At 70.0% G+C, this 14,303-nt stretch carries 1 protein-coding gene (running past one end of the window); it reads left to right on the forward strand.

Going from position 1 to position 14,303, the window contains the following annotated elements; translation table 11 throughout:
- Window positions 1–14,303, forward strand: part of the annotated coding region (locus GKO32_RS15700) for a toxin glutamine deamidase domain-containing protein (protein WP_246243842.1) (this coding region is incomplete at its 3' end). Its footprint begins 74,228 nt before the window's first position; 14,303 of its 88,531 annotated nt are in view.

A 14,303-nucleotide genomic window follows, 5' to 3' on the forward strand; every position in this document is an offset into this window, starting at 1 on the left:
CGCGCTGGAGGAGGAGATTCGCGGACAGCAAACCCGGCGGCAGAACGGCATCCGGCTGGCCGCCGGCTCGCGGGCCTACGAGGCTTTCCTGGCGGCACACGACGCGGCGGGGCTCGGTGTCCGGCGGGCGGCGGTTACCACCACGATGTCCACGATCCCGGCGGTCGGCGGCCGGAACGGGCACCAGCATCCGCTGCGGCAGGACGCGTCCAATGGCATCCCGGCGCGGCCGGAACTGGCACGAGGCGGTGTGGTGTCAGCGGAAACCTTCCGCGACAACCCGGGCGCCGAACGCCGTTACGTGCGGCGGTTCTACCCGAGCCTGCCGTCGGTGAGCCACCTGGTGACCGCCGGCGGGACGGCCCCGTTCGGCTGCGCCCCGGCCGTGCTCCACCTGTACAACGCGATGAACTCGACGCGGTTCGCCGCCGGTGCCCGGCCGCAGCTCGCCCCGGCTCCCGGCCTGGTGCCGGCGACCGTGGTGGAACGGGCGGCCAGGTCGCATTTCGAGCTGATGCCGGGCGGTATCGACGCGGTGGAGCGGTATCTGCGTACCCAGGAGCCGGGGACGCAGGGCGCCGTACTGACGCTGACCCAGGAGGGCATCGGTCACCTCATCACCGCGGTGCGCAATCCGGAGACCGGCTCCATCGACTACCTCGACGCCACGCGGATTCGGGAGGGCGAGCCGGGCGGACTGGGGGAGCGGCCGACCGGTGCGAGCAAGGTCTGGTTCATGCGGCTGCCCGATCCGGACGGCAGCCGGGGCCTCGAGGTGCCCAGCTGGTCTCCCCGGGAGATCGAGCAGTTCGACGATCCCGATCGGCGGCCCGAGTGGCTCGGCATGTACCGCCCCGGCGCCTACGGTTTCCGTGCCGTACCGGCGAATCCGGAGCAGCCGGGCCGCGGCTCGGTGACCTTCGACATGGGCTACGGGGCGCCGGTCGTGCTGAGCCACGGTGCGCCGGCGGACACGCTGCGGCAGACGATCCAGGACCACCTGTGGGCGTTCTCCCCGGGCGAGGTCAACCACCTGGTGTTCGACCTGGACCATTCCCCGTCCACGTCGAATCCGAGCGGCGGGCTGCACCCGACGTCGAACACGGGCATCGGGCTGACCGAACAGCTGATCGAGCTCGCCACCGTCGGTGTCCAGGGGGTCCGGTTCCGGGTCACGGTCAACTACCGCGATCTCCACGCCCCGCGGATCACGGTCGGCGGGGAGAACGGCACCTGGTCCACCGTGCCTTCGGAGCATGTGCTGCTGGCCTCGCAGTCGGCGGTGGAACAGCTTCGCACCGCGGGTGTGGAAATCCGGACCACGGAGGACGTGCAGCGGCAACAGCAGGCCCGGGCGGAGGCAGAGGCCGCACAGCTGCGCGCGCGTCAGGCGGCACGTGACAGGAACGACGAAGAGCAGCTCGCGCGGCGGGTTCCGGCGGCGCGGCCGGACGAAGCATCGGGTGCGCCCGCGCCCCGCCCGCAGCCGGCAGGCATCGAGCAGCCGCGTCAGCTGCGCCCGATCGAGAAGTTCACGGGACGCTTTACGGACCTCGCTCCGGGCGACATGCATTTGGCGAACGAAGACGAATTCCGTGCTTTCGCGCGCCTACTGGGTGGCAGAATGCGGGACGCGGCGCCGGGCAGGGAGCCGGAGGACGTCCGGATCAGTGTGCTGAGCTACCTCACCATGCCCGGTCCGGCCGGCAAGCGGATCTGGGTACTGGCCGAAGATGGCATGCGGCCGGAAATCCAGCGATACCTCACCGGCGTGCTGCGGGACGAACTGACGAACCTGGGAATCCCCGCGCAGCGGATCGACGATCTCTCGATCACCTGGCTGTGGCGGAAGAAATCACCGGGGGCCGGCCAGGCGGGCGGCTTCGAGGCCGGAATCCATCCGACCCCGGGCAAGACCCCGGACGACTACCGCAACGCGCGGGGTCTCAGCGATGCCTTCTACCACTCGAAGAGCAGCCAGCTACCGACCGCGGTGGAGCGCCGGGTGCGCTGGGCGGCGCAGGGTTTCCTGGCCCGTTTCGCCGCCGCCACACCGGACACCCGGCCCCAGCTGGTCATCGACATCCGCGCCACCCCGGGTACCGGTCCTGGCCGGCAGGAGCGGATGTTCGCGGTGGTGCGGGACGAGATGATCGCGGCGGGCCTGCCGGACGTCGAGACGCTCCTGCGTGACCATGTCCGGGTCGGCTGGTCTGAGCTCCACTTGCCCCAAGGAATCGAGTTCCGGCTCACCGAGACGGCTCCGGATGAGCAGCCGGGCCCCGCTCCGTCCACTTCGGCTACCGCGCCGGATCCGGTCGCGGAGACCGAATCCGCGTTGGCCCGCTACCTGCGCCTCAACGGAAGCCGGGTGCGTGCTCTCGGTGAGTTCGACGACGAACACGGCTTCGAACTCACCCCGGCCGACACCGCTGTCCTGGTTGGTCCTGCCCGCGAGGTGGCCGCGTTGATGCGGCAGGGGCACACCTCGTTCGAGCTGCTGGTCACGCTGCGCGGAACCGACGACGAGCGGCACGGCCGGATGGCGGAGTCGATCCGCGCGGGTCTCGCGCGGGCCGTCGACGCAGTGCCGGGCGGGCGTCCGGCCGACGACCTGGCGTGGAACGTGCGGTGGGAGACCGTCCGCGGGGCGCCCGAGGACCACGGAAAGTGGGAACTTCGCCTCGAGCCGACCGTGCAGCCGCATCTCCTGCGCCCCGAAGCGACCGAGTCGCGCGCAACCACTCCTGCGGACCACATCCAGGTCGACTCGCCCGAACAGGTGGCCGAACCGGTCGCGCCGGCCCCGCTGCCGGCGCACTTAGGTGACCGGATGCGGATCAGGCCGCCTCATGGCAGAAGCTGGTCCGGTCCTGTGGCCGGTGCTGGCCGTGCCGGGCCGGACGAAGCCGCGATGCCTGGGTTGGGGATGTTCGCGGATGCCTACGCCGAGGAGGTGCTGGCTCGTGGCGAGACGAACGCGGTGCTGCCTGATCTCCGGGTGAGTGTCTTCGCGAGGCCGGAGGAGATGGACCGGGTCGGGGAGCAGTTCTCGCGGCTGAAAAAGGTTTTCGAAGACGCGGTTGTGGCGCGTGGCGGCGACCGGCGCCTGGTGCGTCTCACCGAGCTGCCGGTGCCGAGCGAGACGTCTCAGGTCAAGATCTCGCGGTTCGACGGCCCGCGCACCGCTCGGCGGCATTATCGGGTGGCGCCGAATCTGACCGAGTTCTTTGTGCCGTCGTATCCGGTTTTGCCGGCGGCGGTGCAGGAGCGGCTGGCGTTGCGGTTGGACAGTTTCCTGGAGGCGCAGCTGGCTCTGCCCGCTGAGGAGCGCGGTGCCGCCGACGTAGCGGTGGTGGTTCCGCCGGAGGGCGATCCCGGCGCTCACCTGACCCAGGCGCAGCTCCCTTACCTGGCTGAGGCGCGGCGGCTGATCTCCGGGCGTATCGACGCGATGTTCGAGCGGCATTCTTCCGACGAGGGGTTGCCTTCGGCCGAGGAGATGCTGCGGGACTGGTTCAAGATCACCCCGTACCGGGGGGCCTCGGACGGCAAGACCGCGGTGCTGCTCGATGTGCCGCCCCGGCAAAGTCCTCCGGTGGTGGCTGCCCCTCCGGCGTCCCTACCCCGCATTGACGTGCCCGAACCGGTTTTTCTGCCCCAGCACCAGCTGCCCCGGATCGGCGCCGAACTTCCGGAGGCCGAAGCGTGGTCGGGCACGTTCGCCGGCCTGGGTATCGCCGGGTTGGACCAAGACACGGTGCAGGGGTTGCGGGAGTTCGCGGATTCCTACGCCGAGGAGGTCATGACCAGGGCCGGGAACGATGCGGTCGCCCCCGATCTGCAGCTGAGTGTTCTCTCGAGGCACGATGAGACCGAGCTTGCTCCGCTGAAGTTCTCGCGGTTGAAGAAGGTTTTCGAGGATGCGATCGAGGCTCGCGGTGGTGACAAGAGCCTCCTGCGTATCACGGAACTTCCCTACCAGTCGTCGATGCGGGGTGTGACGCACGAGATCAGGGTCGAGCGGTTCGACGGTCCGGAGTTACCTCGGGACTATTACCGTTCGGCGGCGGAGCTGACCGAGTTCTTCCTGGCGTCGCAGCCGGTGTTGTCGAAGGGCACGCAGGAGCGGTTGTCGTTGCGGTTGGACAGTTTCCTTGATGAGCAGCTGTCGTTGCCGCCGCAGCAGCGCCGGATCGCAGGTGCGGGCGTGACGTTCCAGCGCGGCTCCCAGGCCGATTCGCATCTGAGAGCGGTACAACGCCTGGTGTTCGACCGGGTCGAGGCGGCTTTGCGCAGGCATTCGTCCGATCCGGGGCTCCCGTCGGCGGAAGAGGCGCTGCGGCAGTGGTTCCGGTTCACCCCGTATCTCACGGGCCAGTCCAGAAGGTCCGCGGTCCTGCTGGACGTGCCGCCGGCAGGACATGTGGAGGACCAGGCCGGCTTCACCGCGTGGGAAGACGAGTGGACGGGGGCCCGTGGGGACGAGCTGGACGAGGATGCCGATACGGCCTCGGTCACCAGCGAGTCCTCGCTGCCGGACGTGCCTGACTCGGAGGTCGTTGTTCCTCCGCAGGGTAGGCCCGTGCGTGCCATGGAGCTCGCGCAACAGCCGTCCGATGGCGTGGTCGATGAACTGAACTATTCGCTCGAGACCCGCGACGGCGTGCGGGGACTGTCGGACGACGGGCTGCGGGACCTGCGTGCCTTCGCCAAGACCTATGCGGCGAAGGTCAAGGAGCTGTACCTGGCCGGCCGGGAGCTACCGGACATCCGGCTGCACTACCGGGACACTACGGCTCAGTACGCCCCGGACCGGGTTTTCGGGCAGATCGAAAAGGAGCTGGCGGCAGCGGTCAGCGCCGTGGGCTTGGACCCGCGGGTCCTGCGGTTGCGTTTCGACCGCACCATGACCGAGGCTTCGGCCGCCGACGCCGGTGTGGCGCTCAGGGTGCACCACTCGCCGCACCTGCGGCCGGAGGACTATCGCGCGGCCCGGACGCTGGCGATGCCCTTCTTGGGCGGCCTGCGGGACACGGGAATCCCGGTGGCGTCCTTGCGGCGGTGGCGGTGGTTTACCGAGGGCTTCATCCAGCGGGTCCGGGCCCACCAGGGTCCGGGCGATGCGCCCCGGTTGACCGTGGTCCTTCAGCACGCGAGCAAACCGTCGGCCCCCCGTCGGCGCGCCGTTGTCCAGCTGGTGAACGCGATGGTCCGCGCGGTGCTGGGCACGGGTGGACTGGAGGTGGCCGCCGCGCTGATCCGGGACCACGTCACGATCACCGATCGCGCGGGTTCCGTCGGGGTGGTGCTGGCCATCACCGGTCCGGCCCACGAGCTGGATGCCCACGTGCCTTCGGCTCCGATGCAGCCGCAGTGGCCCCGGATCCAGTCCCATGAAGATCGCGCTGCCAAGGCTCCGCTCGCCGAGCCGAAGCACGCGAAGTTCGATCTGCTCTCGCCGGACGGATTCGGTCTGGTGCACGACGATCGCGAGGACTTCCGGACGTTCGGGCAGCGTCTGGCGGAGGAGATCCGTAAGCTCGGTGAGGGCGTGCAGTGGCACGACGTGCGGATCAGCGTGCGAGCCTGGAGACAACAGCTTCCGTCGAGGCAAGCCGAGACACGGGCGAAGACGTATCTGCGCGAGGAACTCGCGGCGGGGATGGCCAGGGCCGGTGTCGATGCGAGTCTGGTGGACCGACTTCCGATCACCTGGGTCTTCACCGAACCGAACCGGGCGGATGACCAAGGTGTCCACTACCACGCGAAGCCTTCGTCGGGCCGTACCGCCGACTACTACAAGAACGCGAAGTCGCTCGAAACCGGCTTCATTCACGACACCCGGCTGTCGGCGGCGGCCGAGGAACAGCTGACCTGGGCGGCGCAGGGGTTCTCGTCCCGGCTCGATGCGAGCCCGGACTTGAAGCTCCGGATCGAGATCGGCGGCCGGGACGCGGTGGCGCCGCAACGGCGTGCCCGGATGGACGAGCTGGTGCGCGCGGCACTGAAAGCGGCGGGCCGCCAGGACACTTCGGTCGACGAGATCTTGCGCGACCGGGTCGAGATCACGTCGGATCCCGGGCTGAACTCCCGACCGGGATTCAACGTGCGGCTCACCGAGACGGCCGACGCCACTGCGCCGCAGCCCCGGCCGGAAACGGTGGAGCAGCAGAGTGGGATCGAGCCGGATGTGCCGGATCCGACGCTGATCCCGGACCGCGCCAGGGTCGATTTCTCCAGCCCGCTCGAGTCGTGGACCGGTGTGACCCCTGAGCAGTTGCGGGTTGTGCGGATGGCGGAAGGCTTCGTGGATGCGGCGGTGCGGGCGCCGGCCGACCGGTTGCCCCAGCTGTCGGTATCGGTGCACGTGCCGGCCGGGCAGCGCCCGGACCAGCCCGTCATGACCGGGCGGCTGGTGGAAGCGGCGGTGCGGCGGCGGTGGGAGCAGTACCCGCCGGGCGCGGCGACCGTGCCGGTGGAGTCGGTCCTGGCCCGGGTCAAGGACTCGGTGGTGGAGCACGACGACCCGGATTTCCGCAGTGCGGTCGTGGTGCATGTGGACGGGCAACGTCCGGCGTACGGCCTGTACGGTCCGGAGGCCTTCTCCCTGGTGGCGCATCCGTTGCCCGCCAGGGCCGAGGCGATCGCGGAGGCGCGTGCGGCGCTGGCTGACCTCCCCAACGGGCAGACGCTCCGGGAGGACGCGCTCCGGCTTGTCATCGAGCGCCACCAGCCGCCGCGGCGCGACGACACGTCGTGGGTGCACCGGGCTCATGGGTCGCGGTTCGACGCCGCGGTGGACCTGGTGGCGTGGGAGCTGCACCAGCGTGGGCGGACCGGTGCGGCCGCGTTGTCGGAGACGCTGGTTCCGGAGGTCGGTTCGCCCCGATATGGCGACGAGGCGGCGGCGGACCGCGCACGGAAGACCTTCCAGGGGCGACTTGGTGCCGAGGGTGTGCTGCCACCGGATATCGCCCGGCGCGTGGAGCGGATGACGGAAGGTTTCGTCGATGCGATGGTGTCGGGGCCGATGCCGCCTCGTCTCCGGGCGGCACTGCATGTCTCGCCGGACGTCGATGCGGCCGCGTGGGCCCGGCCGATCAAGGCTTTCATAACCGAGGTCATCGAGCGGCGGCTGGGTGAGTACCGGACGGGTACGCACGCACTGACGGCGGCACGGGTGCTGGCACAGACCCACCTGGAGGTGCTGGCGCATCCGGACCCGGCCGACCCACGCCTCGGCCTGATGGACGTCGCGGTGGAGGGCCAGCGTCCCGCGGTCGGGCTGTTCGGCCCGGAGGTGTTCACGGCACTGACGGACCCATTGCCCAACCGGAGGATGCTGCTGAGCCAGGCCCGTTGGGAGCTGGCCGGGCTGCCGGAGGCCCAGGCACGGCGGGGCGAAGCCAGGCAGATTCTCGCGCAGTGGAATCAGCTGCCGAAGGTGTGGCAGAGCTCGCCGGCGGAGATCGCCCACGGGAACCGGTTCACAGCCGCGCTGGATTTGGTGACGTGGGAACTGCACCGTAACGGACCCGTTCGCGCCGGCGAGCTGGCTCGCGACCTGGTTCCCGACGTGATGTGGCCACGGGAAGGCGGTCTGCTCGGCGGCGCTCCGCGGCGCGGCCGGCCTCCTCGTCCGGAAGGCGAGTCGTCGGGCCAGGCAGGGCCCTCAGCGGCATCGGCCGATCCGGCTCCGGTCCCGCTTCCCGAGCGGATGAAGAACCGGCTGGTCGCCCGCTTCGGCACCGAGCCCGAGGAGGGGACCGGGTGGACCGGCGAATTCCTCGGCGCCCGCAGCGCTGAACTGGGCGAGGACACCACGGAAAGCCTGGGGGAGTACGCGGAGTCGTTCGCCGACGAGGCGTGGACCCGCACCGGTCAGAACGTGGAGCTGCCCGACCTCAGGCTGGGCGTCCTGACGCTCGCGGGGAGCGACAGCACCCGGCTCGCGAACCGGTTCGCGGCCCTGCGAAAGCCCTTCGAAGACGCGTACGAGGCTCGGGGCGGCGACAAGAGCGCGCTCAAGTTCAGCGAGTACACCTACCAACAGGGCCGGCACGCCAGGCCACCCGGCATCAAGCTCGAACGGTGGGACCACCGCCGGGAGACCATTGAGCACTACCGCTCCGCGAGCGAGCTCACCGAGCCCTTCCTGCCCAGCCGTTCCGTGCTGTCGGAAGCCGCGGTGCAGCGGCTGACGTGGCGCCTCGACAGCTTCCTCGACGAGCAGATTGCGTTGCCACCGCACGAGCGGCGGGTCGCCGATCTGGGCGTGGCGATCCGTCCGGAGGTCAGGGTCGGCCCCTACCTCCAGGCGGTGCGCCGTCTCGTCGGCGAGCGCATCGACGCGGCCCTCGAGCGGCAGGGCTCGGCGCAGTCCCTGCCGTCGGCCGAAGATGCGCTGCGCGAGTGGTTCCGGTTCACCCCTTATCACCAGCGGTCCAGGGCGATCACCAAGTTCAGGCCGACGGTCCTGCTCGACGTGCCGCGCCGCGCCGAGCCGGCCCGCGCCGAATCGCAGCCTGAAGCAGCCTCGTCGAGCTCCCAGCCGGTGCCCGCACCGCGGCAGAACCGGAGCGAAGCACTCCCCGGACTGCCGGCCGCCGACCGGGTCCGGCCACTGACCGCGGCCAGCCGCGTCGACCCGCCCGTGCGCACCTGGGAGAGCCGGCTGACCGGCGCGGGGCCGTGGGAGGTGCCCGAGGACGACCGGAACACCTTCGCCGAGCTCGCGAACCGCTACGCGGACGACGTGGCGCAGCGGGTGGAGAAGGAGCAGGAGCTGCCGGACTACCGGCTGAACCTGACTCTGTCCGAGGCCTACTCGAACCCCGAACACGAGAACGCGCTGTTCGATCTGCTGAAGTACGAGCTGCGTGCCGCCGTCAACGCGCGTGGCCTTGACGCCGATGCGCTGGGCCTGGACTTCAGCACGCAGGTGCACACCCGGGCGAAGCGCATGGACCCGGTGGTGCAGATCGTCGTCCACCGGACGCCCGAACGAACGGTGGAAAGCTATCGCCGGGCGCGGAAACTGGAGCTGCCCTTCCTGCAGAAGGCGAGCGATCTCCCGGTCGCCGCGCGGTTGAAGCTGACCTGGTTGCTGGAGGGTCTCGTCCAGCGGGTCGCCGACAACGGCGAGCAGGTGAAGCTCGTTTTGGACGCCCGGGGGCCGGAACCGTCGAAGGACCAACGGCGGCGGACGGTCACCGACGCGGTGCGCACTGCGCTGACCGCGATCCTGGGCGAGGGCTCGCCGCTGGTCGACGAGATCATCCGGAACAACATCGGCTTCGCCGAAGTCGCCGGGAAGAACCAGCTCACGGTGCTGCACGCGGACATCCTCGGGCCGGCACACGAACTCGACCGGGCGGAAGAACCCGGCCAGCCGGCTGACGCACCTCGGACTGCCTTGCTGCCCGCCGGCATGGTCTCCCGCATTCCCCAGGGCGTCGGCGCCGAAGAGAGGTCGTGGGCGGGCGGCTTCACGAAGAACGAGCTGGTTTCGGCGACCGATGAGGGGCGTGCCGAGCTGGACCGGGCCGTGGCCGACTACGGGAACCGGGTGCAGCTGCGCGCGGCGCACAACCTGCAGCAGCAGGATGTCCGCCTGCACGTCTACACCAATGAGCGTTTCGACAGCCGCCGTGTGCAGGCGATGTTCGAGCACCTGGAAGCGAGGTTCAAGGCCGGAGTCCGCGCGCTGGGCGGGGATCCGGACGCGCTCGGGCTGGTGTTCACCCGGCTGCCGCACCAGGACACCGGTGAGCGGTTCCGGGTCGCTTTCCATGAGACGCCGGACCTGACGGCCGAGCATTACCGCTCCGCGGCGGAGGTGAACGAAGCCTTCCTGCCGCGGCGCGCGGCACTGTCCGCGGCGGCCGAACAACGGCTGACGTGGAAGGCGGAAACGTTCTTCCAGGACCTGCTGACCGCACCGGAGGCGAACCGGATCCTCGACGTCGCCGTGGTCACCCGCAGCGCGGTCAACGAGGTACCGCACCTGGAGGAGGCGCGGCGGATCGTGCACGCGGCGGCCACCACCGTGCTGACCGGCTACGGTGCCACTCCTTCGCGGGCCGCCGTCGACCGCGTTCTGGCCAACTGGGCCCGGTTCACCCCGTACAAGCACTGGGCCGGTTCGTCCGGTTCCTTGCTCATGGAGGTACGCGACGTCGACCAAGCCGAGCCGGAATCGACGGAGCCGGCTTCCCGGCAGAAGGGCGCGTTCCACCCGCCCACCGACGACGAGGGCTTGCAGCTTGTCGGTGAAGACGAGGAGAGGTTCCGCGAATTCGGACGGCAGCGGGCGGCCGAGATCAAGAACCTGCGTCCCGGCCAGGAACTGCCGGATATCAGGCTTTTCTTCACCAGCACGCCCGGCGTCGTCAGGAAGCACGGAGAGCTGGGTCTCGACCACATCGAAGACCTGGTGCGGGACGCGATGGCGGAGCAGGGCGTCGACTCCCGCGCGCTGGGCCTCGAGTTCACCCGGATCAAGCGCATCGGGCGCACCGAGCATGGGCCGGAGGTGCTGGCGTGGTCGGTCTCGCCCGGCAAAACCCCGGACCACTACCGGAACGCCAAGACGCTGCGGGGCGCTTTCGTCACCCACCGCACCGAGCTGTCGGTGGCCGAACTCAAACGCTTCAAGTGGGCTGTCGAAGGGTTCGCCGAGCGGTTCCGTGCTGCTGCCGAAAGCGACCGTCCCGGCCTTTCCCTGACCGTCGGCGGCGGAAAGCGGTCGGGACCTGTTCGCCGGGCCTACCTCGACCGGTTGACGCGGGAACTACTCGCGGAGCTGCGTGACCCGTCGTGGCCTTCGGTCGATTCGATCATGGGGCACGTGACGGTCGGCTGGAAACCCGGACTTCGCGCGCTCCGTGGCGGAAATCTGCGCTTGGCCGAGACGGGCGGGGCGCCGCAGGCCGGTCGCGCGGAACTGCCGGATGACAGGTCCGACTCGGGTTCGGCGGACGGGCTGTTCGTGCCGGAAAGGACGACGGACGGGCAGCGGCCTGGCCTGTTCACCGAGCCGGTCGCCGATCCCTTCGAAGACGTGATCCTGTTCCAGCCGGGGTCACCGCTGCGGATGGGCGACGACAACGAAGCCCGACCGCCCACGGCAGCCGGCACCGCTCGGAACATGTCCTTCGGCGACCTCTTCGACTTCGTCGCGGGAGCGGCGGAAGGGTCGTCTCGCCCCCGGCAGGGATCGGGTATCCCACCCGAGGTTCGCGCGCAGTGGGAACAGGTGACCGGTCGCCGGCGCGACCATGACCGGATGGAGCGCGAGGAGCAGCCCTTGCCGCACCGGCCGGCGGGCCAGGACTCCGCCGGCCCCTCGAGGAGGTTCTCCGACCTCATCCAGTACTCGGAGACCACCTTCACGGGTCAGGCGCAGACCTTGGTGGGTGAACCGGCGGCAACCGGGCCCCGGGGTGCCATTGCCAGTGGCGGAGTGGGTGATCCAGCGGCGCCGCGGCTGTCCGAGGCGGATCAGCTTGCCATGCGGGGCGCTGCTGAGGAGATCCTCTGGCAGACGGTCACGCGGGAGTCCGGGCACGAAGGGTATGACGTAAGGATCGCGGTCGAGGCGGACCCCAGTGTGCTGGCGGAGGAAGAGTTCCGGCGCATCGGCGGCATGCTGGAGGGCGAGCTGCGCGAGGCGCTCAACGCGCAGCTGGAAATGTGGTACCCGGCCCAGGAGTTCCCGGACCGGCCGCGGAACTGGGCGATCACGGTGGAGCCGGTACCGGCCACGTCGGAGGTGGCGGGGAACTGGCAGGTCAGGATCCAGCCGGGGGAGAGCCGGTCAATCCGTTCGTACCGGGCGCAGGTCACCCTGGACACGTCGCTCACGGCCGCCGGCGACCTGGTTGCGGCTGACGGCCACCGGATCGAGTGGATGGCCGAAGGCTTCGTCGATGCCCTTGTCCAGGCGCCACCCGACCGGTTGCCGCTGATGCGGGGCACGGTGCACGTGGCGGCGGGTTCGGATGCGAACGCCGATGCCCTGGGGTCGTTGGTGGAGTCCGCGGTGTGGCGACGGCTGGGCCAGTATCCGGAGGGCGCGCTGCCGAGGTCGCGGGAGCAGATGCTGGCGCTGGCCATGGACCGGATGAGAGTGTCGCCCGTTGAGCATCTCGCCGGTGATCCGCTGCTGGGCAGGGTGCAGTTGCAGGTGGAGGGGCAGCGTCCCGAGGTGGGGTTGTTCGGTCCGGAGGTGTACACCGATCCGGACAACCCGTTGCCGCGGCTGGCGGAGGAGCTGGAGAAGGCGCGGGCCGAGTTGAGGGATGTGCCCGACGGGGATCCGTTGTTCGAGGCTGCCCGGGAGATCGTGAACGCGCGGCATCAGTTCCCGCGTCCGGGTGATTCGTGGGTGGTGCGGGCGCATCGGTCGCGGTATCGGGCCGCGGTGGATTTGGTGGCGTGGGCGCTGCGTCGGTTTGGTGCCAACACTGCGAAGTCGTGGTCGGACGGCCTTGTCGATGACGTGATGTGGCCGCGGCGTTCGGGCGCGCCGGGTGGTGCTCGGCCGCCGGAGACACGGCAGGCGGGTGAGTCGTCGCGGGCGGGTGCGGGCAAGCTGGATGAGGACTCCGATACCGCCTCGGTGACAAGCGAGTCCTCGCTGCGGGAAGTGGCCGATTCGGACGTGGTCGAACTCCCCGTGGGCTCGCCCGTGCGTGGCAGGCAGCCCGGACCACAGCCGTCGGATGCCGTGGTCGGGGAACTGAGGTTTTCGCTCGAATCCGGCGCGCCGACGCTGCCGGAGGATGCGCTGCGCGACGTCCGGACGTTCGCCGAGACCTACGCGGCGAACGTCAAGGAGCTGTACCTGGCGGGCCGGGAGCTGCCGGACGTCCGGCTGCATTACCGGGACGTTCGCAACCACCTCGCCGGAGGCGGCCGGATTTCCCGGCAGGTCGAGAAGGAACTGCGGGCCGCCGTCAAAGCCGCGGGGATGAACCCGCGGGTGCTGCGGTTGCGTTTCGACCGCTTCACCGCCGCGACCGCGGCCGACAATGCCGGTTTCGCGCTCACGGTGCACCATTCGCCGCACCTGCGGGCGGAAAACTATCGGGCGGCGCGGGCGCTGGCGTTGCCGTTCACGGGCGCCACCAACCTGGTCACGAGAATCCCGGGCGCGTACTTGCGGCGGTGGCGATGGATGACGGAAGGTCTCGTCCAGCGGATCGAGGACCACACAGGGCCGGCTGATCCGCCCAAGTTGGTCGTGGTGCTCCAGCGAGGCGGAACGGAGCTGGCTCAACGTCACGGGGATGTCGCCAAGCTGGTGACCGCGATGGTCCGCACCGTGCTGGGTCCTGGCCGGGAGGCGACGGCCGACGAACTGATCCGGCGGCACATCACGTTCACCGAACGCCGGGCGCGGCATGTCGGGCTGCTCCTGGCCATCACCGGTCCGGACCACGCCCTGGACACCCAGATGTCCGGGGATCCGATGGAACTGCAGTGGCTTGGGCTCCCCGACGCCGAGGTTTCGCTGGGGAAGCTCCAGCACGCGGAGTTCACCGAGCTCACGGCGGACGAGATCATTCTGCGCGAGGATCACCTCGAGGAGTTCCAGACATTCGGGGAGCGTCTGGCCGAGGAGATCCGCGGGCTCGGTGAGGGCGTACAACTGCACGACGTGCGGATCACGGTGCGATCCTGGCCAACCCAGCTTCCGTCGCCGGAAGCCGAGACACGGGCGAAGACGTATCTGCGCGAGCAGCTCGCGGCGGGGATGACCAGGGCTGGTGTCGAGGCGAGCCTGGTGGACAGGCTCCCGATCACCTGGGTCTTCACCGGGGCCCGAGCGACGGACGACCACGGCCTTTACTACCGGGCGAGGCCTTCGTCGGGACGCACCGCCGAGGACTACAAAAACGCGAAGTTCCTGGAGACGGGCTTCATCCACGACGCCCGGCTGCCGGTGGTGGCCGAGGAGCAACTCACCTGGGCGGTGCAGGGTTTCTCGTCCCGGCTCGGAGCGAGCAGTCCGGGTCCGAAACTGCGGATCGAGATCGGCGGCCGGGAGGCGGTGGTGCCGGACCGGCGTGCCCGCATGGACGAGCTGGTGCGCGCGGCACTGACGGGGTTGGGTCACTCGGCGTCTTCGGTCGACGAGATCATGCGCGACCACGTGGAGATCGCGTCGTACTCCGGGCTGCGCTTCGGTCAGGGTCTCAACGTGCGGCTCATCGAGATCGACGCCGACGGTTCCGCCCCGGCTGCCCGCACGGCACCGGCACCGCGTCGACGTCGGCGAGTCCCGCCCCCGGCAC

It is taken from the genome of Amycolatopsis pithecellobii, assembly GCF_009707865.1.
In the GTDB taxonomy this organism is placed as follows: Bacteria; Actinomycetota; Actinomycetes; order Mycobacteriales; family Pseudonocardiaceae; genus Amycolatopsis_E; species Amycolatopsis_E pithecellobii.